The following is a 26,218-nucleotide window of genomic DNA, read 5'->3' as shown; positions in this document are numbered from 1 at the left end:
GAGCTGTTATGCAAAACAAGCCCTTCCTGTCACTGCTGGCCGTCATCGGCGCCTGGATCCTGGGCGCAATCGTCGCGACGCTCTTGCCGGAAAAGAAGGTGGACGCCGAACCGGTCCCCGGCATCGCTCAGCCCATGTCTTCCGAGAAATCGGAACCGACCAAGGACTGGCCGATGTGGGGCGGCAACTCGCTGCGCAACAACGTCCCGGTTGCGACCAACATTCCGACCGATTGGAACATCGGCCGCTTTGATCGTAAGACCGGCCAGTGGGATTCGTCCAAAGCCGAGAACATCAAGTGGGTCGCCAAGCTCGGCAGCCAATCGTACGGCAACCCGGTCGTCGCCTCGGGCAAAGTGTTTGTCGGCACCAACAACAGCAGCGGCCTGCTCTCGCGTTACCCGTCCGACGTCGATCTGGGCGTCCTCGTTTGCTACGACGAAGAGACAGGCGACTTCCTCTGGCAACACTCGAGCGAAAAGCTGTCGACCGGCCGCGTCCATGACTGGCCGCTGCAAGGGATCTGCTGCGCTCCGTATGTCGAGGGGAACCGTCTGTGGTTCGTCACTAGCCGCGGCGAAGTTCGCTGCCTGGACGTCGAAGGTTTCTACGACGGCGAAAACGACGGTCCCTACACCGAAGAGAAGCTGACCGACAAGAACGAAGCGGACGTCATCTGGGTCTATAACATGATGGACAAGCTGGGCGTCTCGCAGCACAACATGTGCTCGTGCTCGATCACGGCGCTCGGCGATATTCTGTTCGTCAACACGTCCAACGGCGTCGACGAATCGCACATCGTCTTGCCCTCGCCCGACGCTCCCAGCTTCATCGCGATGGACAAGAACACCGGCGAAGTCCTCTGGACCGACGGTTCGCCGGGCGAAAACATCCTGCACGGCCAATGGTCGAGCCCGACGGTCGCCGAACTGGGCGGCGTGCCGCAAGTGCTGTTCGCCGGCGGCGACGGCTGGGTCTACTCTTTCAAGGCTGACCGCGGCAAGGACGGCAAGCCGGAACTGCTGTGGAAGTTTGACGGTAACCCGAAAGAATCGAAGTGGGTCATCGGCGGTCGCGGCACTCGCAACAACATTATCGCTACCCCAGTCGTCTACGACGGCAAGGTCTACGTGGCGGTTGGCCAAGACCCAGAACATGGCGAAGGCGAAGGCCACCTTTGGTGCATCGACCCGACCAAGCGCGGCGACGTCAGCCCGCAGTTGGCGATGAAGGTCGAAGGGAGCACTCGCGTGCCGCTGCCGCATCGCCGCATCCAGGCGGTCAATCCGGAAGATGGCGAAGCGGCGGTCGACAACCCCAACAGCGCCGTCCTCTGGCACTACGCCGGCGAAGACTTCGACGGCGACGGTCGCATCAGCTTTGAAGAGACGATGCACCGCAGCATCGGCACGGTCGCGATCAAAGACGACATCCTCTACATCTCGGACTTCAGCGGTCTGTTCCATTGCCTGGACGCCCAAACCGGCAAGCGGCACTGGACCTACGACATGCTGGCCGCCGCGTGGGGCTCGCCGTTAATCGTCAATGATCACGTTTACATCGGCGACGAAGATGGCGACGTCTGCGTCTTCAAGCTGTCGGCCGATCCGGACGACGCCGAGCCGATCAACGAGATCACCATGGGCAACTCGGTCTACTCGACCCCGATCGTCGCCAATGGCGTGCTGTACATCGCCAACAAGACGCACCTGTTCGCGATCGCGGCGGAAGACGAGTAAACCGCGACTTGGCGGGTAACCGCCGACCGCAATGCGACATCCAAACAAGCGAGAAGGACGACTGCTCCTTCTCGCTTGTTTCTTTCTTCCGCCAATTTCCGCCGCTGTAGCGCGGCTGCCAAGCCATGACCAAAAAAGTTCTCGACGTGGGCAACTGCGGCCCCGACTATAGCTCGATCAAATCGTTCATCGAACGCACCTTTGACGCCAAGGTGCTGCAAGCCGATGGGCCGGAAGATACGCTCGAAATCCTCCGTCGCGACCAGATCGACCTGGTGCTGGTCAATCGTAAGCTCGATCGCGACTACACCGACGGACTCGAAGTGATCAAACAGATCAAGGCCGACGACGCCCTGGCCAGCGTCCCGACGATGTTGATCACCAACTACGAAGAGCATCAGCAGCTGGCCAAATCGGAGGGGGCCGTCCAAGGCTTTGGCAAGCTCTCGCTGCAAAAACCGGAAACCAAGGATCTGCTGCAGCCCTATTTGGGTTAACGCAGACCCCTTAAGTTCAATAGCGGCGTCGCCGCGCAAAGCCTAGAATGAACGACAAGGTTGGCCCTGTAAGGCGCACTGCGCGGTCGTCGGACGGGGCCGGCCTTCCTTGTTCGCTTGCGCCGTGCGGCCGCAATTCCCAACCCAACCCTTCTCCAACCAGGAAACAAGACATGTCTCGAACCCTATGGATGTTGCTGTTGTCCGCCGCCGCGCTGATCGGCTGCGAAGCCAAGAGCGCCAATGTCGACGCGCCGGAAGAAGAAACCGCCGTGGCTGAAACGGTAGAGATCTCGATGCCCGAAAAGGGCTCGTCCGCTCCGCCCGCCGCTACCCCGATGGAAACCGCAACCGAGACTCCCGCCGCCGCGCCGACTGGTTCGCTCGACGGAGAGGTCAAGCTGACCCCGGAAAACACGCTGATCCAGTTCGTCGGCACCCACAGCGGCGACAAGCCTGATCCGCGGACCGGCAAGTTCGGCGAGTTCTCCGGCGTCGCCACGCTCGCCGAACAGAACCCGCGTGAGATCAGCGTCGAAATCAAGACCGCGTCGCTAACGACCGACATCGAGAAGCTGACCGATCACCTGAAGAGCGTCGACTTCTTCAACGTCCGCGAGTTTCCGACCGCCACGTTCAAGTCGACTGGCATCGAAGCGACCGAGCCAGGCATGTTCAAGGTCACCGGCGACCTGACGCTGCTGGGCGAAACCAAGTCGATCACTTTCCCCGCCAAAGTCGCCGGCGGCGAAATGACCGCCGAGTTCATGATCGACCGCACCGAGTTCGGTATGACCTACGGTGACGGCAAAGTCGAAAAGGAAGTGGCGATGACGATCTCGGTGAAGGCGAAGTAAGCCCGTGCCGATTACGCCTCAAGAAGCGCTGTACGGATTGGCGACGCCGCTATTAGTCGCCGCCGTCTGCTATTGGATCGCCAGCCGGTTTCTCTCGGAGAAAATCCGAGAGCGCTGGCCGGCGAGCCTGGCGCTGGTCGTCGGTTTCGCCGCTGGCTCTGCGCTGATGAATCTGGCGCCATGGCAGCCGACCCAGCATTGGCACTGGATGCCCTATGCATTAGCGCTGGCCGCGCTCGTCGGATCTATTTCGGCCGCCGAGGGAGTTTCGCTGCTAGAGCGGGCGCTGCTGTACGGAGCGACTGCCTGGGTGATCGCCTGGTTTGTCGCACCCACGTACGACGATCTGGAACCATCCCGCATGAGCCTTTTGATCGGTTGGCCGATCTACGTGATGCTGATCGCCCTGGCGATTGACCTGTTGGCTCGTCGGCTGACGGGACCGCTGCTTCCGGCGGTCGTCGCCGCGTCGATTGCCGCCGGCGTCCTGATCGTCTTCCTCTCCGGCACCGCCACACTGATGCAGATCGAAGCGATCGGCATGGCGGCGGCGGTGGGCATCGCCCTGGTAGCGACCTTCTTCAAAGACAAACCAACCTTCGCCGGCGCCGCGCTTCCGGCGACGGTGCTGTCGGCGGGCTACTTGCTGGTCGCCAAGTCGCAATCATTCAGCGACGTGCCGCTGCTCGCTTATGCTCTGCCCCCGCTCGCGCCGCTGGCGCTCTGGCTGTCACAGGCAAAGCCAATTGCCGATCGGCCCGGTTTCGTCGGCGTGCTGCTGCGGATCTTGGTTCCCGCGATTGTCTGCGGCGTGGCGGTTGGACTGGCGATCTGGGCCGAATGGGACTCGCTGAGCGAACTGTAACGGCCTGACAAAATCGTCGGTCATGGCGCCGCGGCGTGCTACAATTCGGCAGTATCGCTTCGCTATTTTCGCTGGATATGCCGATGTTTCGCATTGTATTGACGATTCTCGTCCTGCTCGGCTCCGCGCACGTCGCCCAAGCGGGCCGCGTCACGCTGGAGGTCGCGACCGAAAAAGGGGTCGCCGTCACGTCGACGCATAAATGGGTTCAAGCGCTGCAGTCGGCCGGCTTCGATGACGTTCGTCTCCGCGCTGGCGTCAGCGGCGATGCGACCGCGGTCAACGACAAAGGCGCCGGCAACTACCACGTCGTGGCGCTGCTCACGCCCCGCGAAGTGCTGATCACCCCCGGCGGACAATTTCGCATCAACGACGTCGCCGGGATGCGGGCCTGGCTCGCCAAAGTGCGGGCCGGCGGCAAGCAAGAGCTGCAGCGCCACGAGAGCGTCTTCGGCCTGACGTCAAAAGAGTTCATCGCCCTGTTCGACAAGCTGGCCCCGCCAGTCGGCGCCAAAACGAAAGGGACGACCGCGTTTGAAACGATGCAGCGGATCAATCAGCGGATCAACATCGAGTTCCGCGCCGCGCCCAGCGTCGTCGCCCGCATGCGACAAGGCGAAGTGCTTGACGAATTGGAACTGGTCAGCTGCGGAACCGCCGTCGCGGCGATGGTTCGTCCGTTGGGCTTGGCGATGGTTCCGCGCCGCAAGGCCGGCGGCCAGGTCGAATTGCATATCGTCGACGCCCGCGACGCCAAAAAGCCATGGCCAGTCGGTTGGGCGCCAGACGGCAATCCCGGCCAAGTCGCGCCGACGATGTTCCAATACCTGGAAGTCGAGATCGCCGACATCCCGGTGCAGGAAGCGACCGAAGCGATCGCCGCCCGGGTGAAACTGCCGCTCTTGTGGGATCACAACGGCATCACCGCCAAACGAATTGATATCGCAACCGAAAACGTCAAATTCCCCGCGCGGCGGACCTTCTACAAGAAGTTGCTCGACACAATTCTCTTTCAGGCGAAGCTGACGCTAGAGATCAAGGTCGACGAAGCGGGACATGCCATGATCTGGGTCACGCCGCTCGGGAAGTAGCCGTTCGCGTTTCGTGTTACGATACAGGCGTCCGACGAACGCCTTTCACGAAACGTCCCCCGCATGACCAGTTCCACCTCGCTTACCGTCGATCAAATCTGCCGCTTCCTTGATCAGTTCGCCCCGACCGCCTTGGCGGAATCTTGGGACAACGTCGGCCTTTTGGTCGGCGATCGCGCGGCGCCGGTCAGTCATTTGATGACCTGCCTGACGATTACGCCGGAAGTGGTGGACGAGGCGCTCTCTCAAGGCGCCCAGATGATTGTCGCTCATCATCCCCTTCCTTTTCGCGCGGTCAAGCGAATTACGGCCGACGATACGGTGGGGCGAATGCTGCTTCGCCTGATCACCGCCGGCGTGGCGATCTATAGCCCGCACACGGCGTTCGACTCGGCCGCCGCCGGCATCAATCAGCAGCTGGCCGCCGGGCTTGGCTTTGCCGAGATCACGCCGCTCAAGCCGGCCGACAATCCGGCGATGGCCCCGCTGGGCGCTGGGCGCTACGGCAAGCTGGCCGCTCCGCTGACGCTGGCTCAGTTTGCCGGCGTGGTCCGCGAGTTCCTGCAGATCGACTACGTTCAGGCTGTCGGCGATCCCCAGCAATCGGTCGCCCAACCAGCGGTCGCCTGCGGCGCCGCCGGCGAGTTTCTCGGCACGGCGATCAGGCTCGGCTGCGATTGTCTGCTGCTGGGCGAAACCAACTTCCACACCTCGCTCGAAGCGAAAGCGCAAGGCGTCGCCCTAGTGCTGGTCGGCCATTACGCCAGCGAACGCTTCGCCCTGGAAACCCTGGCCGACCAACTGACGACCGACTTCCCCGATCTGAAATGCTGGGCCAGCGAGCGGGAGACTGATCCGATTACGCTGCTTAAGTAAGCGACTCGAAGCGGATACCTAGAGAAGTCTGCAACGATTTCCCCAACTTCTTCGGGGGTTTTCTGCTTTCTTGGCCCTCGTTTGCAACCCTGGCGGGCCTGCGGCATCGAAAGGGGAAAGATCCGCTCAGCGGGCGGTATCTTCCGGTTGGATAACATGTTACGGATTGCCGCCGCTGCCCCCAAAGCGTTGCTTATCCATGGCTTGCAGCGTAGCATGGGTTGTTTGATTTTCGGTCCCTGCTGTTGATGGAAGCAACGATGAAGTCGCCTCGTGCTCTGACCGCGCTGCCGGTGTTTAACGAACGTGGAACCGTCCACTCGGTTCTGGACGAAGTTGCCCGGTACAGCAGCGATATTCTGGTGGTCGACGACGGTTCGTCCGACGGAACCGCCGAGCTGTTGGCCGAGCGTAGCGATATTCAGGTCGTCACCCACGCCAAGAACCGAGGATACGGCGCGGCGCTGAAGACGGCGTTCGACTACGCGGCGGCCGAGAACTACGACATCATCGTCACCATCGACTGCGATGGGCAGCACGAGCCGCAACGGATTCCGCGATTTGTCGCCGCTTGCCAAAATGTCGACATCGTTTCGGGAAGCCGCTATCTGAAACAATACGAAGGGGACAGCGAACCGCCGGCCGAGCGTCGCTGGATCAACCAGTTGCTGACCGCCGAAATCAATCAGCGGCTCGGCTATCAGCTGACCGACGCCTTTTGCGGCTTCAAAGCGTATCGCGTCGACGCCATCAGCCAACTGCCGGTGACTGAGTTTGGCTACGCCATGCCGCTGGAGCTGTGGGTCGAAGCGGCTCGCGCTGGGCTCAGCGTGATTGAGTTGCCGGTGCCGCTGGTTTACCTGGACGAAAAGCGTTCGTTCGGCGGCGCGCTCGACGATGGTACGACGCGGTTGAACTATTATCACTTGGTGCTCGACCGGACGATGGCTCGCGGCGAATGCGGCGTGGGAGACGCGGCGATTTCGCTGGGGGGCTAACCTTCTACGAATCCTCCAACCCGCACGAAGAATGACGCCTGCCGAACTCGAGTATCGCCCGCTTCGCGCCCCGCGGACCAGCGGCTCGGCCTTGATCGATCCGACCGCCGCCGAAGCGATCGCACTGCTCACGTCCATCCGAACGGACGCCGCAGCAATCGACGTCTGCGGCCTCTCGCTCGCCGAGCTGTCGCAACAAGCGCGACGCGAACTGATCGCGCTCGCCAGCGGTTACACGTTCGCCTATCGTCCGAAGTTCGACCTGCCGGACAGCGACGCCCCGATCGTCATGGCGGGGCATCAGCCGGGCCTGTTTCACCCCGGCGTCTGGTTCAAGAACTTCCTGCTGCACTCGGTCAGCCAGGGCGCCGAAGCGACGCCGATCAACCTGATCGTCGACAACGACATTGTCGCCAGCCCGGCGATCGCATTGCCCGAGGTCGACGCCGACGGCGCCTGGAGCCAGCGCCGTATTCCGTTTGACGATGCGTCGCCGCCGATCGCCTGGGAAGAGCGGACGATTCTTAACCGCGATACGTTCGCCCAGTTTGGCGCCGCAGCCGCCGCGGCGATTCGCCCCTTGGTCGATCAGCCCCTGATCGAAACGCTGTGGCCCCAGGTGTTGGCGGCGGCCGAGTCGACCGACAACATCGGCCGCTGTTTCGCCCAGGCCCGGCATCAGTTAGAGGCCGATTGGGGCCTGCAAACGCTGGAAGTTCCGCTGAGCCAGGTTTACAGCACCGAGTCGTTCCTACGGTTCGCCCTACGGTTGTGGCAGGATGCGCCCTCCTTTCGCGCGGTTTATAACGGTGCGATCGACGAGTACCGCCAGCTGCACAAGATTCGGAGCGCCAATCACCCGGCGCCCCATCTTGAGCAAGCGGGCGACTTGGTCGAAACGCCCCTTTGGATCTGGACGAAGGCAAACCCGCAGCGGCGCGGTCTGTTCGTCGCGGCGACTTCGTCAGGCTTGCGTTTGACCGATCGGGGCGATGTCGATTTAAAAATTCCGACCGATGTCGACGGGGCGATTTCGGCCCTGACTGCGCTACAGTCCAAGGTGACATTGCGGCCGCGCGCATTGCTGACCACCATGTATGCCCGGCTGGCGCTTTCCGATCTGTTCATTCATGGGATCGGCGGGGCCAAATACGATCAGGTAACAGACCTGATTGTGGCTCGGTTCTTTGGCGTGAACCCACCGCCAATCGTCGCGGCGACGGCGACCGTTCACCTGCCGATTGCTCGCACGCGAACCGACGCAGACGACGTGGCGCAGATCGCGCGCACAATGCGCGATTTGCGGTTCAATCCTGACCGTCATCTGGGCGCTGGCCAGCAGCCGGCCGAAATTGCCCAGCTTGTCGCAGAAAAACAACGGTGGTTGGCCGAGGACGGGTCGCCGCAATTGGCCGAGCGACACCGCGCGCTAGAGGGGATCAACAGCGCGCTGCAGCCGGCCGTCGAACAGCAGCGCGCGGCGCTTGCGAAAGAGCTTTCGCAAAGCAAACGCGCGGTGCGCAACGACACGATCGCGTTCTCTCGCGAGTATCCCTTTTGCCTCTTCCCCGAAAAAAGTTTGCGAACTTTGCTACTGGACCTGAGCGCCGCCGCCCCTTAAGTTAATGGAAAGCGTGAGCTGAACAAAGGGAATTGTCCGTTGCTTGAAGGGAGTCCGGCCCATGTGCGCGGTTCATACCTCGCCTCTTACGAAGTCGATCCAAACTCTTGGTGGTCGCTCCGCTCGTACGTCGACGCTTGTCATCAGCCGCGCGACGCAAGGAGACTCCTTTCCGATCTTCGAGATGATGCAGCGCGCCTTGCTGCGTCCTAGCGAAAACGAATTCCATATCGAACAAGAGCGGCCTGGTTACGACCCCGGCCAACGCATCGTCTGCAAAGCGGATGGGCAGATCGTCGGGCACGTCCGGGTGATCCGCCGTAAGACCCGCTTCGCCGACCGGATCGCCACGACGCTGCATGTCGACGAACTAGCGACCGCGCCCGAGTTTCGCGGCCGCGGAATCGCCACCCAGCTATTGGCCGAAGTTGACGCAGAACTACAGCGATGCGGCGCCGAATGCGCCGTCTACCGGGCCGACTCGGCTGAATTCCTGGCGCGACGCGGCTGGACGGCGCTGTCGCCGCAGACCCGCAGCCATGGCGACCCCGCACAGGTTTTGGCCAGCATGCAGCGGCCCCGGCCGACTCGCAATTGGGAAGACGAGCCAAGCGAACCGACGCGGCTTTCAATTCGCCTTTATCGCCAAGTAGAATTCGCTGGACTGACGTCGCTGTACGAGCGCCGCTTTGCCGATCTGCTGGGCGCGTCGGTCCGGACGCGTGAGCAGTGGCGGTGGCTGCTCGATCGTCGCGGCTTTCAACAACTCTACGTGGCGATCGACGGCGGCAACAAGCTGGCGCTCGACGACGACTCGCGGATCGTCGGTTATGCGATGACCGGGGGCGGGCAAATCCTGGAAACGGTCGCCGCTCCGGGCCGCGAAGACGTTTCGGCCGAACTGCTGCGGCGGATCTGCGGCGACGCCATGGAACGGGATCAACGAATCATTTACTATCACGCCCCGGCCGCTGACCCGCTGCACCGCGCCGTTCGCAGCGCCGCGCCGCCGCAGCGTCCTCTCTCCAATACCACTGTGATGGTTCGTTGGCGTCATCCGCTGCAAACGCTGGCCGAGCATGCCGAGCGATTCCGGGCCAACCTGGCCAAAGTCGGCTATCCGCTGCCGTGCGATCTTGGTCTGCATGTCGAAGGGGAAAAGCACTCGCTCCACTTCACCGAGCGGAGCGGTTCGCTGAGCGACGGCAAGCTGGGCCGCAGCTTCATTCGCCTGACGCAAAACAACTTGGTTCGTTTTCTGTGCGGCGATCTGAATGTGCCGCAAGCGCTGGAGCGCGGTGATCTGTTCGCGTCGACCAAGATGGCGACCGACGCCGCCAGCGCGGCTCTGAAGATGCTGCCACTGTGGTTCCCGCCGCTAGAAGACGCCTCGGCCATTTAGGTGGCGCCAGGCCAAGATTTAATTCCTATTGCTCTTCCAGATTCCGTTTCAGTCGTTCGAGGCTGATCTCGACCTGGTCGCCGATCATCTCTTTGGCGAAGACCAGAAACAGGTTCGTCGGGTAGTTCATCGTCGTGATGTAGGTCGAGGTGACCTGCGTTTGGTCGTCGTAGATATCGTCGGTCTGCATGTAGGCCGAGTCGGTCATCTGGTATGGCTTGCTGTAGCTAATCAAGAAGTCGACTCGTGAGGTCGGCTTGATGCCGGTGATCTCCTGCTCGCCGGCGCCGATGTTGGCGTCGTCGCTCTTCCAGGCAATCACGGCGCCCTGCTCGCCATCTTCTCCTGTGATCATCACCTCCCGCTCGCCGGGGAGCGTTCCCCAGAGGCTGAACCTCTCTTGGTTGCGCAGCAGCTTGATGTAGTCGAAAACCTCCGACTTGGGACGATCAATCACAATCTGCCGCGTCACCGTAATCTCGCGGGCCGTGAAGAGCGCAACAAAGAACGGGATGGCGATCAACACCAACAAGGCGATCAGGCTGCGAATGGCGAGTTTCATCAGGCGGCTCGTTTCTAGTCGGCGATTCTCTTCTGGATTGCGCGAAAATCCAAGCGGCTTATCAGCTTTTTTCCCCTCCGCGATTGTGAGATGATAGTAGCTTGCTGCCGTATCGTCAGCGGCAATCTCCCTTGTTTCTCCTCTCCAGAGCCCACAACCTATGCGAGCCGTCGATCTTCTTCGCAACAGCATCGAACTGACCGAAACCTTGACGATGCCGATTTTCGAGGATCTCCGCGAGACTCCCCTCGCTGCAGCGTCCCCCGGCGGCAATCATGCTCTCTGGATTTTCGGACACCTCACCTTTTGCGAAGGGCTGGTCGCACGGCAGTACCTGCTCGACGTTCCGAATGAGCTTGACGCTTGGGCTCCGATCTTTGGCCCCGGCAGCCAACCGCAGGAAGATCCCGACTACTACCCCAGCTGGGACGAAGTCGCTACCAACTTCCGCCCGGCCCGGGATCGGACGTTGGCCTGGCTCGGCACGCAACAGGACGACGATCTCGATTCCCCTTGCCTATCACCGCCCGAGGGCCAGTCAGACATCTTCAAGAATCGGGCGGTTGGCCTGTCGATCTTGGTCAGCCATTGGTGGAATCATCGCGGGCAGCTCTGCGACATTCGCAAAGCGCTCGGCCGCAAACCGATCTTTCGTTAGACGCCGCCGGCGCAAAAAGGGGAATCCATGCCGTATGACGAACAACTCGCGTCGCGCGTTCGCGGACTCTTGCAGCGCCGCCGCGGCATCACCGAAAAGAAGATGTTCGGCGGGATCGCGTTCTTGCATCACGGCAACATGGTCGTCGGCGTCTCGCGCGATCGCCTAATGGTCCGCGTTGGACTCGACGCCTATGAAGAGGCGCTTCAGGAGGAGAACGTCCGCGAGTTCGACTTCACCGGGCGCCCGATGCGGGGCTGGGTCGTGGTCGAAGAGCCAGGGCTCGTCCATTTCGAAGCCGTCAAAGATTGGACCGACCGGGCCTTTAAGTTTGTGCAGACGCTGCCGAAGACGTGACTAGCGCCCGGCGACTGGTTAGCCGCGAAAGCTGTGCTTTCGGGGCCGACGAAGTTGGCAGGAAGCATCAGCCCGCGGCGTGCGATACAACGGCGGTCGTCCTAGCTTATGCGAGATCGAAGCCTTCGCGATTCTTCCGACCTCAAATAGATGCTTCCTGCGGCTGCGCCGCCGCGAAAGCGGAGCTTTCGCGGCTAACCTGGAAATCGATTACCCCAAGATCATCAGCACTTTGCGAAGCGCCGTCACGAACGTCTCCACCTCTTCCCGCGTGTTGTAGACGTAGAAGCTTGCCCGGGCGCTCGACGCAATGCCGAACTTGGCATGCAGCGGCATGGCGCAGTGATGGCCTGCCCGGATCGCCACGCCGGCGGTGTCGATCATCATGCCGATATCGCTGGGACTGACGCCGTCGACGGTAAAGCTGACGATGCCTGCCTTCTGCTGCGGATCAGGGCCGAGGATCTTCAAACCAGGAATGTCGGCCATCAGCTGATGCGCATGCTCGGCCAGCATTTGTTCGTGCGCCAGGATGTTGCTTAGGCCGATTTGCTCTAGATACTCGATCGCCGCTTTAAAAGCGATCGCACCGGTGATTGGCGGCGTGCCGGCTTCAAACTTCGCCGGCAGCAGCGCTGGGGTAAAGCTATCGATCGTGACGGTATCAATCATGCTGCCGCCGCCCAGGAATGGGGGCATCGCTTCCAGCAACGCTTGTTTGCCGTACAAGATGCCGACGCCCGAGGGGCCGACCATCTTGTGTGCGCTGAGGGCGACGAAGTCCGCGTCCCACTCCGTCACGTCGATTGGCTTATGCGGTGCGGCCTGAGCGGCGTCGACCAAGGTGAGTGCCCCAACCCCATGCGCCTGGCGAACGATCTCTTCGACCGGATTGATCGTCCCCAGCACGTTGGACGCGGCCGAGAAGGCGACGATCTTGGTTCGTTCGCTCAGTAGGTTCGGCAGTTGGTCGAGGTCGAGCAGTCCATCGGGCGTGACCGGCAGCGCCTTGATCTTGGCGCCGGTCCGCTGCGCGATTTGTTGCCACGGAACGAGATTGGAGTGATGCTCCATCTCGGTCAGCAGGATCTCATCGCCGGCCGACAGGTTGGCCCCGCCCCAAGCATGGGCGACGGTGTTGATCGATGAGGTCGTCCCATAGGTGAAGATCACCTCCTTGGTCGACCGAGCCCCCAGGAACCGCCGAGCCGCTTCCCGCGATTCTTCGTACAGCGACGTCGCCTCGTTGCTCAGTTGGTGGCCGCCTCGGTGGACGTTGGCGTAATAACGCTCGTCGACCTCCCGCAGCGCGTCGAGCACCTGACGCGGTTTCTGTGACGAGGCGGCGTTATCGAGATAAACCAGCGGTTTTTCATGCACTTGTTGGTGCAGGATCGGAAAATCAGCCCGGATAGCGTCGATGTCAAGCTTCTCGGTTTGCTGGGAGGCAACCGTCATGGCGTTCCTAACTTGTTACTATTGGCTCACTTCGAGCCAGATTCCCCCTATTTTGACAGAGGGCTCGCTTTTTCGCATCACTTTATGATTTTAAGAGCCGAAAGGGAAATAGACAACTCGGCGCCTGGAGCTGAAGAAGGGTCGACGCGGCCGAAACGTAGAGTGGGTGGAGCAAGCGCGGAAATCGATCCAATCAGCGGACGCCTGAATCGCTTGCGCAACCCACCTTCAGGCAGCGCGATCCAAGGTGGGTTGCGCAAGCGAATGATCTTTTTTGAGGATGGCATGGCTAGATTCTCTCCGCTTGCTGCAGCCACCCTACGGCAGAACGACGCCGGCCCTGCGCCGCTTACGTCGCTAGCTGCCTGTTGGAAAATGCCCTTGTGGCATTTTCCAACCTCGCCAGGCTCAGAGCGTAGCTCTTCGCGGCTCGCATCCATGCGATCACGCAGTCCGTCGAGAAAATCAACGGACTGCTAGGGCTATGGCGGCGGCTTCGTTGTCGGCGGTCTCGAAGGGCGCCTTGGCGTGGGGCGAGTCGGAGATCAATCGGCAAAGCGACAACATCGCGCTGAGGTTCTCGCAGAGATTGTAGAAGATGATCCGCACTTCGTGGTCGGCGACGGCTCGGCGGAGGCCGAGGAAGGAGAGGAGACCGACGCTACTCATGAACGTAACGTTCTCGAAGTTAATCAGCACGACGCGGCAGCCGTCCGACGCGGCGATCATTTCGTTCCGCAGATCGTAGCAATCTTCCGGCGTGCGCAGCTCCACCGGCAAGAGCTTGACCTTTACGACGTCCCCTTCGCGAGAGGACAACATCAATGTGCTTTCGTTCACGTGGATATCCCTTATGGCGCTTTGCCGATGCAATACAAATTCTTGCGGCCGCGGATGTAGATGCAGCCATCGGAAATCGCCGGCGATGCGATCGTCTCGTCGTCCAACTTGTTTTCGGCCAACTTCTGGAACTCGCGATCGGCCGCTAACACGCTGCACAGCCCTTCGGTATTCAAGAAGTAGACCCGTCCATTGACCGCCACGGGAGACGCCTTGAACTTGCCTCCCAACCGTTCCTTCCATACTACCTCGCCGGTCGCCGTTTCGCGACAGACCGCGATGCCGTCATCGGTGACCGTAAACAGCAAATCATCGACCACCACCGGGCACGGCGTGTCCGGCGTCGACTGCTTTTCTTCCCAGACGATCGCTGATTCCGGAACCTGACCGGTGGTGACCTGTTTCAGGTCGACCGCCAGCAGCGGACCGCGCATCCCCCGGGTGCAATAGATCCGCTTATCGTCGGCGGTCGGGCCGGTGACGGTGCGGCCTCCTTCCAGTCCCGGGAGATACCAGATCTGCTTACCGGTCTGGGCATCGTAGGCGTCTAGCTGATTGCCCCCCATAACGATCAGTTCGGTCTGGCCGTTCCGCTGACGAACCAAGGGCGTGGTGTAGGCGTCGGCCTGCTCGGCCGGAGCGCCGGTCATCCGTTCCGTTTTCCAGACCAAATCGCCGGTCATCAGATCGTGGGCGACCAGGTAGCTTTCGACCGGCTTCTGGTCTTTCAGGTCGGACAGTGAGTCTTGCATGCAGACCGAAATCACCTTTCCATCGACGATCAGCGGGCTGTTGGCGTGTCCCCACCAGACCGTGTAGGCGCCATATTCTTCTTGGAGATTTCGCTCCCAGCGGCGATTCCCCTCAAAATCGTAAACCGCCAAAACGCCATTTCCGAAGTGGACGGCGATCGATTTGTGATGAACTGTTGGCGATGGAGAGGCGAGATTGTGCAGGTTATGAAATTTTTGACGCAAACGCTTCGGTGATGTGCGCGGTACGTCGCCAGTTCCCACTTTTATCTTGCGAAGCGGACTTCCGTAGTTTTTGTCAAACAGCTGTAAAAAAAGGGCCCCATTCTCATCCTGGCAAGTAATAATTAATCCAGCATCTTGGATGACCGGCGTAGAACCGCCCCAACCAGGAAGCTCCGCTTTCCAGCGAATGTTTTCCGATTCGCTCCAGGTTAGCGGAACGTCAGTCTCCTGGCTGACGCCATCACCGCGACCGCCGCGCCAAGCGCGCCAGTCGTCGCCAACGGCAAAATCGGTCATGACTGCGACGATCAGCAGTATGGCCAACCCGATTGGACGATACAACATCTGGGGCGTCTCCAACAAATACGGTAGGCAACGTTATGGCAGGGCTCACGTTATTAACTTATCACCTGCAAGCGGCGAAATCGAGCAAATCCGAGCTCTCTGAGGTAGAATCAGGCGAGACCGATTGTTCCTCCGGCAACGGATGTTCTATGCTTGTAAATGGTCCGAATGGGCTTGTAAGAGGTCCGCTTGGCCGCTCACAAGTACCGTCGGAAAGTGAAACCGTACCGCAAACCGGCGACAAACAAGATGAGCGAACTGGATCAATATCCGGAACTGACTGAATATCTCCGCGGCCGCGGCCATAGCGACGAAGAAATCGCGCTGATTCTGGCCGAACTCCATCAAATCGACGAAGGGGTCATGATCGACTCGGTTATGGACTCGATTGATCTGGGCGATTTCGATATCGAAGAAATCATCAAAGCGGCCCTGGGCGAAAAATAACCTTCGCCCCCTTCTGGCGAACCTTTTCTCCGACCCTTTCCTCTCCTCCCGTACGCCGCAATCCACCAACGGGACTGACTCGATGCTCGATCTAAATTCTTTGCGCCAGCGCTGCGCCGCCGGCGAGACGTTTGACTACCTGATGTTCTGGGGACATCAGCCCTCCAAAGACGGCTCGATCTACAAGAGTTGCTTCAGCCAATGGTATGAGGTCCCCTTCACGATCGATGGCCAACTTTACCCGACGGCTGAGCACTGGATGATGGCGGCCAAGGCCCGCCTGTTTGACGACGCCGAAATGGCGCTGAAGATCATCTACTCGGACACGCCCAGACAGGCGAAGGCCTTGGGTCGCAAGGTACGTAACTTTGACGACAAAGTCTGGACCGCCGAGGCGCGGCGGCTGGTCACCGAGGGGAACCTGGCCAAGTTCAGCCAGAACCAACCGCTGAAAGAGTTCCTGCTGGCGACTGGCGATCAGGTGCTGGTCGAAGCGAGCCCGTACGATCGGATCTGGGGCATCGGCCTGAAGGGGACCGATCCGAAAGCGGCTCACCCCCAGACCTGGGAGGGGCAAAATTTGCTGGGGTTTGTGTTGATGGATGTGCGGGAAGCGCTGCAGGGCTAGGATCGTTGGCGATTCGCTGGTGCGATGGAGTTGTCCCGCACATTCCCTCGGCTCGCGCCTCGGGCTACGATAGATCTACCCTTTCGCCCGCTAGATCTTGATGGAGCCCCACCGATCATGATTCGCGTCTCGCTACTGTGCCTATTCGTTTGCTGCGCCGTTTCGTCGGTCGCGGCGGCTGACGACCGACCCAACATCGTCCTCTTTCTGGCCGATGACCTGGGGATCGAATGCGTTGAGTCGTACGGCGGGATCTCCTACAAGACGCCCAACATCGATCGTCTGGCGAAGAGCGGGATGCGGTTTACGCATTGTTTTGCCGATCCGTATTGCTCCCCTTCTCGCGCCCAATTGCTGACCGGGCGGTATCCACTGCACAACGGGATTCCTCGCGTCATCTACCTGCCCGATCGGCATCGGGAGTTTCTCGATCCGGCCAAAGAAACCTCGCTCGCAAAGCTGCTGCAAGCCTCTGGTTACGCGACCGCGATGGCCGGTAAGTGGCAGCTCTCTTTTTTGGAAGAGCGCGACACGATCGCCGCCCATGGCTTTGACGAGTACCAGGCCTGGCAGATCTTCAACGGCGGCCAGAAGACCTCGCGTTACGCCAACCCCACGATGCGGCAAAACGGCAAGGTCGTTTCGACGCCCGGCGGCTATGGCCCCGATGAGAACCTGGCGTTCGTCACCGACTTTATTGAGCGTCATCAGGACGAGCCCTTCTTCGTCTACTATGCCTGTTTGCTGCCGCATTGGCCGTGGGAACCGACGCCCGACAGCGAAGACGCGCTGAGCGCCGGAAAGGGAGATGGCGACCCGAAATACATGACCGACATGGTCAGCTATCTCGACAAACAGGTGGGCCAAGTCGAGCAGACGCTCGACCGACTTGGTCTGCGCGACGATACGATCCTGATCTTCGTCGCCGACAATGGAACCGATCAGCGGCTGTTTACCAATTGGACCGACGGCATGGTCCAGCGCCGCATCCCCGGGGGCAAGTCGCACATGACCGACACCGGTACTCGCGTCCCGCTGATCGTCAGTTGGCCCGGTCACGTGAAACCAGACCGCGTCAACAACAACCTGGTCGACTTGTCCGATCTGCTGCCAACGCTGGTCGAACTGACCGGCGCCCAGCAATCCCCCAACCCGATCAACGGCGTCAGCTTTGCGGCGCAGTTACGGGGCGAGAGTGGGACGCCCAGATCGTGGATTCACGTCCAGAAGGAACAGCAGCGGCATGTCCGCAATGATCTGTTCATCCTGAACAACCAGGGGAAGCTGCGACCGATTGTTGAGTACGGCCTAAAGCCTGCCGCCGCGATCTCGCCCGATTCAAGCCCGGCAGCGAAAGCGTCGCACGCACAACTGAAGTCGGCGCTGAAAGAGGCGGCGACTTTTAGCAAGACGCCGTAGCGCCCGCCCTACTTCTTCTTTTTGCCGCCGCCAACCGGCGCTGCGCTAATATCGATCGCTTCGCCGACATTCATCGCCGGCAGGACGAAGATCTTGCCGTCCCCCATCCGGCCGCTACGGGCGACCTGGACGATGCGGCGGACCGTCTCTTCCGCGCGGTAGTCGTCCAGCCAGATCGTGATCTCGACTTTGGGCAGAAAGGTCTGGCCATATTCGCTATCGCTGTATTCGTCGAGGTAGCTCTTCTGTCGGCCGAAGCCTTTTACTTCGCGGACGTTGAGCGCTTCAATCGGCGCGCGGCTCAACTCTTCCAAGACCTTTTCGGCCAGATAAGGCTTGACGATAGCGATGACTTGTTTCACGCGTTGACTCGGCGACGTTAGCTAAAGAGGTTTTCGCCGAAGAGATTCAACTCGGGCCCCGTCTCCACTTCCATGTCTCCCAACACCTTGGTCTGACAGGCAAGCCGCATCGTCTCTTCGTTGCCCACATAGGCGAGACAGGCGATTGGATCGGGAATCGGCAACAACGGCCCTACCGGAACCGTAAACTTTACTATCTCCATCATGCGCATCGGGCTGGCGTTTTCAATCCCCTTGGTGATCAAGAGGCGACAAGTTCCGCATTGCCCCAAACCGTGGCAATTGAGAACCTTGTTGACCCCGGCGCCGATCCCGTTGAGCCCTTGATGGACGTTGACGCCTGCAGAAATCGCCGCCTGACGAAGATTCGCCCCTTGGGGGACCTCCACCTGGGCGTTCTCTTTGAGGAACTTGACGATGGGCATAAGCGACCGCGACCGATGGTAGGTGAAAAGATTGCGGCTTCCGAGGCTCTCAAAGATAACATCGACCGCCCAGATCGTTAAGTGGAAGTTGCCGGCGTTTTTCTCCCCCCAGAGATTCTCCTACGCAACCAAAATTTGCAGTTCGGTCCGGTACTTTTCTGGGTCGCCCCGAAAGAGCCAGCCTGGTCCTTTGAGGAAGCTTTCCCGAGTCGGTAGCAGATAGCCAGGATGCCGCGTGCGCACGTAGCGCAGCAGTCGGACATACGAACCGGTCAAAGTTTCATACGGCCCGCAGTGGGTCAGCGAGACGAGTCGCCCCCCTTCCAACTCATGAACTTCGATCCCTTTTCTGGACGCCGCCGGGCGGATCGGGAAACAGGCTTCAAAATCGGCGTCATGCTCTTTGTATTCTTTGTCGTAGTGGAGCATCATCGCCGGGCCACACAACTGACGCCCATACTGCCATCCGATTTTGCCAAACGCCTTGCCGCAGTCGGTGTACCTGCCGCGCATCCGCAGACCGGCCACCAGCAGGCGGTCGACCTTGCGTTCGCTGATGTCGTCATCGCTTAGGGCACACAGCGCCTCAATCGCCGCCTCGTGGGTGGCGATCGCTTTGATTCGCTTCGCGGGGAGCGCACGCTCTTGCTGCGTCAGCAGACGGCCGATATCGACCTTGCCTTCGTTTTGATCCAGCAGCGTTTTGATCCGCTCGAGCGGGATCTCGATCTTGCCCAGGTGATAAATCGCCCGGGCGATTGGCAGCTGAGCATCATCATAGGCGGCCAGCTCTTCGTCCTCGTTAGGCGCAGCCGGCGGCAGAACCTGCTGCTCGTTCAGCAGACGCAGCATCTCGATCGATAGCCCGCTGACGCGGGAGAACTCGCTAGTCGTAAACATGGCGTCCGGTCTCGCCTTGGGTAGGGCAGGCCGTGCCTGCCAGAAGTTTGGCGGTGCGTCTTCTCGGGAGACGACGCAACCGCATTTCGGCAGGCACGGCCTGCCCTAGGCCTCTACGACTAGCTTACCTTATTCTGGAATCGGCAGGCTGTTGGGGGCGACGCGATCGACGCCGCCGCCAAGGTTTTGGATCGTCACGGTACCGCTTATCGTGTCCTGGCCCGTGACGTCTGCTGCGACCAGCGGATTGGGAACTGTTTGGCCGCCGAAGACCTCAAAGTTAACTTGGTGTGAGAAGGGACCACCCCCGACTAGGACATTGTCCGAAAGCGTATTATTACGCATCCGAATATTGAACGTAGCGTCGTTCGACATCAACTCGGCAGCGTAATTGCCAAAGCTGCCGGACGTCGTGTTGTCCTGGAAATTGAGATTCAAGTCGCCGTCGACGCCGATGACTCGATAGCCGTCGTTAAAGCCTGCGGCGAGCGAATGGGAGACCGAGTTTCCAGTCATGACGACATTGTTCGTGCTGGGGTTCGCTGTCGATTCAAATTCGATGCCGGAACCAAAGGCAGTCGCCGTCAGGAAGTCGCTGATCGTGTTGTTGGTGATGTAGGTATTGGCCGCGGTGGCGATCGAACCGATCTGCTCGAATGGGCGAATCTGGCGGAGTCGGAACTTCAGATGCGAGATTCTCAGCGAATTCTGGAAATTCAGACGTCGCTTGATTTCGAGTACCTCCGTCACTGGGCGGCACAGTTGGGTGTGACGAAGCGTCTGGAAGAAGTCATCGCAGCGGCTGGCGGCTAAAGCGGCCAAAAAAAATTCCTCGCATCTCGCAGGGCAATTCGCGACAATCGGCGGTTGTCTCTCCTTCTCGCGGGAATCGAGATGCCCCGTATTTTGCCAACAGCTTTCTTGCTCGTCGCGCTACTGATTGCAGTCACGTTGATCGCGTTTTGCTTTCCCAGCCAAACGCTGAATCATGGCTTAGGCAGCGTGTGGGTGGTGATGATGCTGGCTGCCGGCTGCGCGGCGATCGGTGGTGTTGGTCCGGGACGCCAGAAGTATGTCGGATTTCTGATCGCTTCGGGCTTCATGGGATATTGGGAACTGGGAGGGGCTAGTCCCAAATCCTATACCGCGCCCATTCTGGCCGCGGCCGAGCAGATTATCCCGCCGAACGAACTCTACAAACACCAAAACGCTGCAAACGAGCCATCTCGCTTCTATCCCGATGGCTTTAGCGGAGCAAGCTATACCGCCGGTTGTATCGCGGGAGGCTCCATCTATACGACAGGTCTAGTTTATTCCCGACGCCGGGCCGAACTGACGCCGCTCGCCAAATCGATTCGCCTGCTCAGCCTCTTTTGGTTTGGGTTACTGGCCGCCCTGCTCTGCCACTACATCGCGTCGCGGACCACGCCGGAAAACGAAGCAGGAGTCGGATAGCTATGCCGCAATTCTCAATTCGCACGCTCGCCATCTTCACCGCCATTGTCTGCGGCAGCCTGGCGGCGATTCGCTTTCCCACTCCAGAGTTGGTAATGGCGCTGGAGCTGATCTGCCCGGCGCTGTTGATCATTGCGGCTTGCCTGGCGGTCGGCTGTCGCGGGGCGTTTCGATCGCTGTTCGTCGGCTTTCTAATTGCGATGGTTGGCGCGTTCTATTGGGACGATCCCAGACGAGGTTCCGTCCGCACGATTCCGACGTTTTCCAAACCGGCGGCCGAGCACCTGGAACGATATCTGCTGAGCGGCTATGTGCCCGCCTACGATGGACTGACCACCTTTTCGCTGAATGCAGAGGACTCCAACCGCGTCATGTACATCCGCAAGGATAAGAACGGAAACGTGACTCAAGAGGGAGTTTTGCCGTTGTGGAAGGTCGAGAATTTCGGGGTCAAAAAGTCGGCGTTGCCGGTGCAGCCCGATCGAGAAAGCTACTTCGATCTCTTCCGCTTGCTGGCGATCACTTGGATCGGATTGATCGGTGCGGCGATCGCCTTCTATGCCGACAAAGCGAGTCAGCGCCGCCGCAAACCGAAACCGCCGCGCAAAAAAACAGACCCGCCGGAAGAGGCGGGCCTGGAATAATTCTCGCTAGAGCGGCGATGCGTTACGCCTTCGACTCGGCGGGACGCTGACGACTGGGCGCTTCGGACGAGCCTCCTTGGCCGCCCACCACCGTTTCGTAACGGCCGAAGATCATGCGGCCGGCGCTGGTCTGCAGCACGCTGGTCACCAAGATCTGGACGTTCTGGCCGATGTGATCGCGGCCCCCTTCGACAACGATCATCGTGCCGTCGTCCAGGTAGCCGACCCCTTGGCTGTCTTCTTCGCCCCGTTTGACGATCCGCACAACCAATTGTTCGCCCGGCAGGAAGACCGGCTTCAGGGCGTTGGCGACGTCATTCAGGTTGATCACGTCGACGTTGTGCAGGCGAGCCACTTTGTTCAGGTTGTAATCGCCGGTGACGATTTTGCCTTCCATGTTCTTGGCCAACAGCACCAGCTTCATGTCGACCGGCTGACCGTCCATCTCCGGCGTTTCGCGATCATGAATCTTGAGGTCGACCGCGGTGTGGTTGCGGAGACGATTCAAGATGTCGAGCCCGCGACGTCCGCGGCTGCGTTTCAGCTTGTCGCCGCTGTCGGCGATCGCCTGCAATTCGGCCAGCACAAAGCGGGGCATGATCAGTTGGTTATCAAAGAGTTGCGTTTCGACGACGTCGGCGATGCGACCGTCAATCACAACGCTGGTATCCAGGATGTACGGCTTAAGCCCCTTCACGTCTTTCGAGAATTCGACGTAAGGGATGATGAAGCGGAAGTCATCCTTGGTTTGCAGCACCAGACTGATACACGCGTAACAAAGGACCATCCCGATCACCAACTGCACCGCGCGCTGTGGACCGCCGGTGGCGCCCAATTCGTCGGCCGGGAAAAAGGGTTGGATCGCCAGCCCCAGGATGTACGTCAAGAACAGACCGACCAGCAACCCGAAGTAAACGCCGCTGATGGTGTCGTACCGCTTCCGTTTAAACGCGACGTCCATCCCGATGACGACGATCGCCACCAACATCACACCGGTGAACGTCCAGAACGGTTGGGAGCGAGCCGTGCTGGCGAAATCATTGACCGTAATGATCGAGACGCCGACGCCGGCGGCGACCAACAGAAAAATACATCGCAGAATGAGGAGAGCCATAATGCCCGTCGCCTATCGCCGCGCAGCAGAAGCGCATGAACCGTGCGGCAAACTAAGTGTAAGAGGTGTGTCTGTTCCGTTCCAACCCGGTATCTTAGCTGATAAGCTGCCTCTTAGTCACCCCCCAGGGGCGTCAGCTTTGACCGAATCGTTTCCTAAATTCGTTTGTACAATAAGTATCTGTCATCGTCGCGAGGTAGTACCCGGCCGCGCGCTCTCGGCCCCACTGATCCAAGCGTCCCGCGATCTTCGCCGGCAGCCACTCGGGATGTTGTAAATACCCGCGATACATGGTCGTCAGTTGGTGCTGCACCCGCTCTCGAAACTCGACGATTGCGGGATGCCGATAGACTTCGGAATAGAGAAATTTCTCCAACTCCCTCTTCTCGGCCAGCAGTTCGTCGCTCATCGTGATCAGGGTCGGCCGCGACTGGATCTCGGTCGCACTCTGCGGCGGGTCGGCGGCTAACTGAGCGCCGATGTTCTCAATTACGTTACGTACCTGCAGATCGATCAGTTCGTGCACGATCATTTTCCGCAGCACGCCCCCTTCGACCCGACCGTACCGCTGACAAGCGTTCTCGTAACAGCGCCGCACCAGCGGCAGCTCGAGCACCTGCTCCATTCGGACCAATCCGACCTTCACGGCGTCGTCGACATCATGCGCATCGTACGTCACGCTGTCGGCCGCGTCGACGATTTGGGCTTCGAGCAGCGGAGATTTTGGGGCCCCGCCGCTTTTGTCGATTCGGGTTCGCTGGCTGTCGAGCACTTCCTGGGTCAGGTTCAAACCGTCATAAGCAGGCGACCGCGTCTCTAACTGATCGACCAAAACCAGGCCAAACCGGTTGTGCGAAAAGCCCCCCACGCTCGCCATGCACTCATCCAAGACGTCTTCGCCCGAATGTCCGTAGGGCGGATGTCCGATGTCGTGCAGATGCGCCAGCGCCTCGACCAGGTCTTCATTGAGCCGGAACACGCGGCCCATCGTCCGCGCCACCGAAGCGACCTCAATGGTGTGGGTCAGCCGGGTCCGGTGATAGTCGCTGACGCCGGAGAAAACCTGCGTCTTATCGCTCAGTCGTCGGTAAGCGCTGCTGTGGACGACCCGATCGCGATCACGCTGAAACGGACTGCGGTAGGTCTGATCGGGCTCGAGCACCTCGCGACCGCGCGTATTGGCGCTAAACATCGCATACGGTGCGAGCAAGATCGATTCGCGCTCGTGATAGTTCGGTCCGCTGTAGATCGACAACGGGTCATCCTGGATCAAAGCGGTCCCCGCCGATGACGGGTCGGTGTTCTTGTGGATCACTTCAGTGATTCTAACTGCTAGCAGTTTCAATAGTTAGCCAAATGCGCGCAAAGTCTACGCCACAGCTATCGGCTAGGCAAGTCGAAGCGTCGCCCAACTTGGGGGCGGCGACCACTTACTCCACAACGTTCCTTACTTTTCCCTTGACGTATTGCATGCAGCCGATCCGTCGCTCAAAACCAAAGGAAACTTATCGGCGTTACATCCAGATATGAAGTGGTCGTTTTCTCCTTTAAACTCGCTTATCCCCCTTTTGCCCTTGCCTTCTCGTCATATTTACTAGAAAATTTGCAAGTTATCCCTTACTCGTCTTATCTCTTCTCTTCTTTTTGGTAACGTCCGATGTTTCCTCGAATTCGCAGAGCGTTCACGCTCGTCGAACTGCTCGTCGTAATTGCCATTATCGGGGTGCTGATCGCCCTCCTCTTGCCGGCGGTGCAGCAAGCCCGCGAAGCGGCCCGGCGGATGGATTGCTCGAACCATCTCAAGCAGATTGGCCTGGCGCTGCACAACCACCACGACACCTACGGCCACTTCCCGCCCGGGGTGAGAAACACCAACAGTCCGAATTATTCGAGTTCGAACTGGTGCAGTTCGACCGGGGCCAACGCCGACGCACGCGAACCGTGGACCGTCGCGATCTTGCCCTTCCTCGAGCAACAAAACCGCTATGATTTGTTCGATCTCGATGGCGCGTTCACCGCGTCGTCCAACGTCCCCGGCGTGACCGCCAACAACACCCAGTTCCGACTGGCCAACTCGGCTTACCAATGTCCGTCCGATCCCGGCAGCCGCGACGACTGGCCGACGACCAGCTATTACGGCGTGCAGGGAGGCGGCCCGGCAGCTGACGAAAGTTGTTCGACGCAGTCAGGCAATCGCGTCTTCTATCGCAACGGCGTGTTGTACTTCAACTCCAAGACCAACTTCCGCGACATGCTCGACGGTTCGTCCAACACCTTCATGGTGGGCGAAACGAAGTACTGCCTGACCCCGACGGGTCGGTCCGATGGAATCCACACCGGCTGGGCGACCGGCTCGAAGACCGACCCCTACGGTTCGCCTTATGTGCTGGCCGCCGCCCGCGATCAGATCAACTCGAACCCGAACGTCGGCTTGAAGCATGACACGCTGAACATCATGACGAAACTGTTCGGCAGTTATCACCCCGGCGGCTGTTTCTTTCTGCTTGGCGACGGCTCGGTTCACTTCGTCGCCGAGACGATCGACCTGGCGACCTATCGCGCGCTGGGCAAAGTGGACGACGGATTGCCGGTTGGCGGCTTTGGTTCGTAAGCGGGTCACTCGTCAGGAGACCGCCCAATCGCGACATCGCTCATCCCACCGACCGACGTTGCCCCACACATCACGGTTTCTCAATTCCAGAACCTCGATTCATAGGTGTTGGCCATGCACCAGCGAACTCGTTGTGGATTTACTCTAGTGGAACTTCTGGTCGTGATCGCGATCATCGGCGTATTGATCGCGTTGCTCCTTCCTGCGGTGCAGCAAGCCCGCGAAGCGGCCCGGCGAATGGACTGCTCGAACCGGCAGAAACAACTCGGCCTGGCGCTGCACAACCACCACGACACGTACGATCATTTTCCTGCTGGCGTTAAGAACACCCGCAACCCCGACTACAGCAGCAGCAACTGGTGCACCACCGGCGTCCGGGACGATACCCGCGAGCCTTGGACCGTTGCGATCCTTCCCTTCCTAGAGCAAGGGAACCGCTACGAACTGTTCGACATCGACGCGGCGTTCACGTCGACGGAAAACGTCCCCGGCGTCACGGCCAATCACACGCAGTTCCAAATCGCCAACTCCACGTTCCAATGCCCATCCGACCCCGGCAGCCGTGACGATTGGCCGATCAGTTGCTACTACGGCGTTCAAGGCGGGGGCGCCCAATCGGAGGAAAGCTGTTCGACGCAGTCGGGCAACCGCGTCTTCTATCGCAACGGCATCTTGTACTTCAACTCGAAGACCAAGTTCCGCGATATGCTCGACGGTTCGTCCAATACGTTCATGGTGGGAGAAACCAAGTATTGCCTGACTCCGCAATCGCGGCCCGACGGCATCTACAGCAGCTGGGCTTCCGGCGCCAAGATCGACGCATGGGGCGTTCCGCTGGTCTTGGCCGCTGCGCGTGATCAGATTAATTCCAACCCGCAGGTCGGATTGAAGTATGACACGCTCAACATCATGACCAAGCTCTTCGGCAGTTATCATCCCGGCGGCTGCTTTTTCCTGTTGGGAGACGGCTCGATCCAGTTTGTCCCGGAAACGATCGACCTCAGCGTCTATCGTTCGCTGGGAAAGGTTGACGACGGTTTACCGACCGGCGGCTTTCCCTTGTAAGCCTC

28 protein-coding genes are annotated in these 26,218 nt (G+C 60.0%); 18 read left to right on the top strand and 10 right to left on the bottom strand.

All coding sequences use genetic code 11. From position 1 onward, the window contains the following. The first annotated feature begins 8 nt into the window (after nucleotides 1–8). The 9 genes from Enr8_RS01150 (at nucleotide 9) to Enr8_RS01110 (ending at nucleotide 9,946) form a co-directional block, all read left to right on the top strand. Nucleotides 9–1,739 carry an outer membrane protein assembly factor BamB family protein gene (locus tag Enr8_RS01150; protein WP_146428785.1) on the top strand — a complete coding sequence of 577 codons (1,731 nt, stop codon included), beginning with the start codon at nucleotides 9–11 and terminating at the stop codon, nucleotides 1,737–1,739. 125 nt (nucleotides 1,740–1,864) lie between these two features. Next, the gene (locus Enr8_RS01145; RefSeq protein ID WP_146428784.1) at nucleotides 1,865–2,236 is read left to right on the top strand and encodes a response regulator; all 372 of its coding nucleotides are present in this window, start codon (nucleotides 1,865–1,867) and stop codon (nucleotides 2,234–2,236) included. 173 nt (nucleotides 2,237–2,409) lie between these two features. Further along, on the top strand, nucleotides 2,410–3,093 hold the full coding sequence (locus Enr8_RS01140; protein ID WP_186767365.1) for a YceI family protein: 684 nt from the start codon (nucleotides 2,410–2,412) through the stop codon (nucleotides 3,091–3,093). 4 nt (nucleotides 3,094–3,097) lie between these two features. Continuing rightward, the gene (locus Enr8_RS01135; RefSeq protein ID WP_146428782.1) at nucleotides 3,098–3,958 is read left to right on the top strand and encodes a hypothetical protein; all 861 of its coding nucleotides are present in this window, start codon (nucleotides 3,098–3,100) and stop codon (nucleotides 3,956–3,958) included. 83 nt (nucleotides 3,959–4,041) lie between these two features. Next, nucleotides 4,042–5,049 (top strand): hypothetical protein, encoded by a 1,008-nt coding sequence (locus Enr8_RS01130; RefSeq protein WP_146428781.1) that lies wholly within the window; start codon nucleotides 4,042–4,044, stop codon nucleotides 5,047–5,049. Between the two features lie 63 nt (nucleotides 5,050–5,112). Next, the gene (locus tag Enr8_RS01125) at nucleotides 5,113–5,925 is read left to right on the top strand and encodes a Nif3-like dinuclear metal center hexameric protein (protein ID WP_146428780.1); all 813 of its coding nucleotides are present in this window, start codon (nucleotides 5,113–5,115) and stop codon (nucleotides 5,923–5,925) included. Between the two features lie 260 nt (nucleotides 5,926–6,185). Next, a complete protein-coding gene (locus Enr8_RS01120; RefSeq protein WP_146428779.1) occupies nucleotides 6,186–6,923 on the top strand; it encodes a glycosyltransferase family 2 protein in 738 nt (245 codons plus the stop codon). 31 nt (nucleotides 6,924–6,954) lie between these two features. Further along, nucleotides 6,955–8,544, top strand: coding sequence for a hypothetical protein (locus Enr8_RS01115; RefSeq protein WP_146428778.1), 1,590 nt, complete (start codon nucleotides 6,955–6,957; stop codon nucleotides 8,542–8,544). Nucleotides 8,545–8,605: 61 nt separating this feature from the next. After that, a complete protein-coding gene (locus Enr8_RS01110; protein ID WP_146428777.1) occupies nucleotides 8,606–9,946 on the top strand; it encodes a GNAT family N-acetyltransferase in 1,341 nt (446 codons plus the stop codon). A gap of 25 nt (nucleotides 9,947–9,971) precedes the next feature. On the opposite strand, the gene Enr8_RS01105 is transcribed toward Enr8_RS01110, so the two are convergent. Next, nucleotides 9,972–10,508, bottom strand: a complete 537-nt coding sequence (locus Enr8_RS01105) for an SRPBCC family protein (protein ID WP_186767364.1) — start codon at nucleotides 10,506–10,508, stop codon at nucleotides 9,972–9,974. Nucleotides 10,509–10,668: 160 nt separating this feature from the next. Between Enr8_RS01105 and Enr8_RS01100 the strand changes: the two genes are divergently transcribed. Together Enr8_RS01100 and Enr8_RS01095 are read left to right on the top strand one after the other, a co-directional pair. Then, entirely contained in the window at nucleotides 10,669–11,166 is a 498-nt protein-coding gene (locus Enr8_RS01100) for a DinB family protein (RefSeq protein ID WP_146428775.1), read from the top strand. 27 nt (nucleotides 11,167–11,193) lie between these two features. Beyond that, on the top strand, nucleotides 11,194–11,523 hold the full coding sequence (locus Enr8_RS01095) for a TfoX/Sxy family protein (RefSeq protein WP_146428774.1): 330 nt from the start codon (nucleotides 11,194–11,196) through the stop codon (nucleotides 11,521–11,523). Between the two features lie 210 nt (nucleotides 11,524–11,733). Here the strand turns inward: Enr8_RS01095 and Enr8_RS01090 are convergent, their stop codons facing one another. The 3 genes from Enr8_RS01090 to Enr8_RS01080 all read right to left on the bottom strand — a co-directional run bounded on the left by Enr8_RS01090 (nucleotide 11,734) and on the right by Enr8_RS01080 (nucleotide 15,143). Next, entirely contained in the window at nucleotides 11,734–12,981 is a 1,248-nt protein-coding gene (locus tag Enr8_RS01090; protein WP_146428773.1) for a cysteine desulfurase, read from the bottom strand. A gap of 465 nt (nucleotides 12,982–13,446) precedes the next feature. After that, nucleotides 13,447–13,821: an STAS domain-containing protein gene (locus tag Enr8_RS01085; protein ID WP_146428772.1), complete on the bottom strand. Its 375-nt coding sequence runs from the start codon at nucleotides 13,819–13,821 to the stop codon at nucleotides 13,447–13,449. Nucleotides 13,822–13,832: 11 nt separating this feature from the next. After that, nucleotides 13,833–15,143 (bottom strand): outer membrane protein assembly factor BamB family protein, encoded by a 1,311-nt coding sequence (locus tag Enr8_RS01080; RefSeq protein WP_146428771.1) that lies wholly within the window; start codon nucleotides 15,141–15,143, stop codon nucleotides 13,833–13,835. A gap of 189 nt (nucleotides 15,144–15,332) precedes the next feature. Here Enr8_RS01080 and Enr8_RS01075 point away from each other — a divergent pair, with 189 nt between their 5' ends. From Enr8_RS01075 to Enr8_RS01065, 3 genes are all read left to right on the top strand, one after another. Further along, the gene (locus tag Enr8_RS01075; RefSeq protein WP_146428770.1) at nucleotides 15,333–15,590 is read left to right on the top strand and encodes a hypothetical protein; all 258 of its coding nucleotides are present in this window, start codon (nucleotides 15,333–15,335) and stop codon (nucleotides 15,588–15,590) included. A gap of 82 nt (nucleotides 15,591–15,672) precedes the next feature. Further along, on the top strand, nucleotides 15,673–16,218 hold the full coding sequence (locus Enr8_RS01070; protein WP_146428769.1) for an NADAR family protein: 546 nt from the start codon (nucleotides 15,673–15,675) through the stop codon (nucleotides 16,216–16,218). Between the two features lie 117 nt (nucleotides 16,219–16,335). Beyond that, nucleotides 16,336–17,637 (top strand): sulfatase-like hydrolase/transferase, encoded by a 1,302-nt coding sequence (locus tag Enr8_RS01065; RefSeq protein WP_186767363.1) that lies wholly within the window; start codon nucleotides 16,336–16,338, stop codon nucleotides 17,635–17,637. 8 nt (nucleotides 17,638–17,645) lie between these two features. Here Enr8_RS01065 and Enr8_RS01060 read toward each other — a convergent pair whose 3' ends face one another. From Enr8_RS01060 to Enr8_RS01045, 4 genes are all read right to left on the bottom strand, one after another. After that, nucleotides 17,646–17,999: a P-II family nitrogen regulator gene (locus tag Enr8_RS01060; RefSeq protein WP_146428767.1), complete on the bottom strand. Its 354-nt coding sequence runs from the start codon at nucleotides 17,997–17,999 to the stop codon at nucleotides 17,646–17,648. Between the two features lie 17 nt (nucleotides 18,000–18,016). Next, nucleotides 18,017–18,424, bottom strand: a complete 408-nt coding sequence (locus Enr8_RS01055; RefSeq protein ID WP_146428766.1) for a 2Fe-2S iron-sulfur cluster-binding protein — start codon at nucleotides 18,422–18,424, stop codon at nucleotides 18,017–18,019. Between the two features lie 120 nt (nucleotides 18,425–18,544). Next, nucleotides 18,545–19,324 (bottom strand): MerR family transcriptional regulator, encoded by a 780-nt coding sequence (locus Enr8_RS01050; protein WP_146428765.1) that lies wholly within the window; start codon nucleotides 19,322–19,324, stop codon nucleotides 18,545–18,547. A 129-nt stretch (nucleotides 19,325–19,453) separates the two neighbouring features. Continuing rightward, nucleotides 19,454–20,146, bottom strand: coding sequence for a hypothetical protein (locus tag Enr8_RS01045; RefSeq protein ID WP_146428764.1), 693 nt, complete (start codon nucleotides 20,144–20,146; stop codon nucleotides 19,454–19,456). Between the two features lie 45 nt (nucleotides 20,147–20,191). Between Enr8_RS01045 and Enr8_RS01040 the strand changes: the two genes are divergently transcribed. Then, a complete protein-coding gene (locus tag Enr8_RS01040; protein WP_222434780.1) occupies nucleotides 20,192–20,779 on the top strand; it encodes a hypothetical protein in 588 nt (195 codons plus the stop codon). Nucleotides 20,780–20,781: 2 nt separating this feature from the next. Further along, complete coding sequence (locus Enr8_RS01035) at nucleotides 20,782–21,423, top strand: hypothetical protein (RefSeq protein ID WP_146428762.1); 642 nt, start codon at nucleotides 20,782–20,784, stop codon at nucleotides 21,421–21,423. 22 nt (nucleotides 21,424–21,445) lie between these two features. Here Enr8_RS01035 and Enr8_RS01030 read toward each other — a convergent pair whose 3' ends face one another. Together Enr8_RS01030 and Enr8_RS01025 are read right to left on the bottom strand one after the other, a co-directional pair. Then, a complete protein-coding gene (locus tag Enr8_RS01030) occupies nucleotides 21,446–22,537 on the bottom strand; it encodes a PIN/TRAM domain-containing protein (protein WP_246119905.1) in 1,092 nt (363 codons plus the stop codon). A 133-nt stretch (nucleotides 22,538–22,670) separates the two neighbouring features. Further along, nucleotides 22,671–23,852 carry an HD domain-containing protein gene (locus Enr8_RS01025; RefSeq protein WP_146428761.1) on the bottom strand — a complete coding sequence of 394 codons (1,182 nt, stop codon included), beginning with the start codon at nucleotides 23,850–23,852 and terminating at the stop codon, nucleotides 22,671–22,673. Nucleotides 23,853–24,194: 342 nt separating this feature from the next. Here Enr8_RS01025 and Enr8_RS01020 point away from each other — a divergent pair, with 342 nt between their 5' ends. Together Enr8_RS01020 and Enr8_RS01015 are read left to right on the top strand one after the other, a co-directional pair. After that, nucleotides 24,195–25,148, top strand: coding sequence for a DUF1559 domain-containing protein (locus Enr8_RS01020; protein ID WP_146428760.1), 954 nt, complete (start codon nucleotides 24,195–24,197; stop codon nucleotides 25,146–25,148). A gap of 147 nt (nucleotides 25,149–25,295) precedes the next feature. Then, complete coding sequence (locus Enr8_RS01015; RefSeq protein ID WP_246119904.1) at nucleotides 25,296–26,213, top strand: DUF1559 family PulG-like putative transporter; 918 nt, start codon at nucleotides 25,296–25,298, stop codon at nucleotides 26,211–26,213. Nucleotides 26,214–26,218: the final 5 nt, after the last annotated feature.

The organism is Blastopirellula retiformator, assembly GCF_007859755.1.
GTDB classification, from domain to species: Bacteria; Planctomycetota; Planctomycetia; order Pirellulales; family Pirellulaceae; genus Blastopirellula; species Blastopirellula retiformator.
Note: the sequence above shows the minus strand (reverse complement) of the source record. Positions and strands in the feature narration are given on the sequence as shown.

Bases quoted from the DNA above. Each gene is read 5' to 3' on its own strand.
- Enr8_RS01090 (WP_146428773.1), bottom strand. From the start codon at position 12,981: ATGACGGTTGCCTCCCAGCAAACCGAGAAGCTTGACATCGACGCTATC.
- Enr8_RS01065 (WP_186767363.1), top strand. From the start codon at position 16,336: ATGATTCGCGTCTCGCTACTGTGCCTATTCGTTTGCTGCGCCGTTTCG.
- Enr8_RS01030 (WP_246119905.1), bottom strand. From the start codon at position 22,537: ATGGCTCTCCTCATTCTGCGATGTATTTTTCTGTTGGTCGCCGCCGGC.
- Enr8_RS01130 (WP_146428781.1), top strand. From the start codon at position 4,042: ATGTTTCGCATTGTATTGACGATTCTCGTCCTGCTCGGCTCCGCGCAC.
- Enr8_RS01070 (WP_146428769.1), top strand. From the start codon at position 15,673: ATGCTCGATCTAAATTCTTTGCGCCAGCGCTGCGCCGCCGGCGAGACG.
- Enr8_RS01080 (WP_146428771.1), bottom strand. From the start codon at position 15,143: ATGTTGTATCGTCCAATCGGGTTGGCCATACTGCTGATCGTCGCAGTC.
- Enr8_RS01150 (WP_146428785.1), top strand. From the start codon at position 9: ATGCAAAACAAGCCCTTCCTGTCACTGCTGGCCGTCATCGGCGCCTGG.
- Enr8_RS01100 (WP_146428775.1), top strand. From the start codon at position 10,669: ATGCGAGCCGTCGATCTTCTTCGCAACAGCATCGAACTGACCGAAACC.
- Enr8_RS01105 (WP_186767364.1), bottom strand. From the start codon at position 10,508: ATGAAACTCGCCATTCGCAGCCTGATCGCCTTGTTGGTGTTGATCGCC.
- Enr8_RS01140 (WP_186767365.1), top strand. From the start codon at position 2,410: ATGTCTCGAACCCTATGGATGTTGCTGTTGTCCGCCGCCGCGCTGATC.
- Enr8_RS01145 (WP_146428784.1), top strand. From the start codon at position 1,865: ATGACCAAAAAAGTTCTCGACGTGGGCAACTGCGGCCCCGACTATAGC.
- Enr8_RS01095 (WP_146428774.1), top strand. From the start codon at position 11,194: ATGCCGTATGACGAACAACTCGCGTCGCGCGTTCGCGGACTCTTGCAG.
- Enr8_RS01035 (WP_146428762.1), top strand. From the start codon at position 20,782: ATGCCGCAATTCTCAATTCGCACGCTCGCCATCTTCACCGCCATTGTC.
- Enr8_RS01125 (WP_146428780.1), top strand. From the start codon at position 5,113: ATGACCAGTTCCACCTCGCTTACCGTCGATCAAATCTGCCGCTTCCTT.
- Enr8_RS01115 (WP_146428778.1), top strand. From the start codon at position 6,955: ATGACGCCTGCCGAACTCGAGTATCGCCCGCTTCGCGCCCCGCGGACC.
- Enr8_RS01050 (WP_146428765.1), bottom strand. From the start codon at position 19,324: ATGTTTACGACTAGCGAGTTCTCCCGCGTCAGCGGGCTATCGATCGAG.
- Enr8_RS01055 (WP_146428766.1), bottom strand. From the start codon at position 18,424: ATGCCCATCGTCAAGTTCCTCAAAGAGAACGCCCAGGTGGAGGTCCCC.
- Enr8_RS01120 (WP_146428779.1), top strand. From the start codon at position 6,186: ATGAAGTCGCCTCGTGCTCTGACCGCGCTGCCGGTGTTTAACGAACGT.
- Enr8_RS01020 (WP_146428760.1), top strand. From the start codon at position 24,195: ATGTTTCCTCGAATTCGCAGAGCGTTCACGCTCGTCGAACTGCTCGTC.
- Enr8_RS01110 (WP_146428777.1), top strand. From the start codon at position 8,606: ATGTGCGCGGTTCATACCTCGCCTCTTACGAAGTCGATCCAAACTCTT.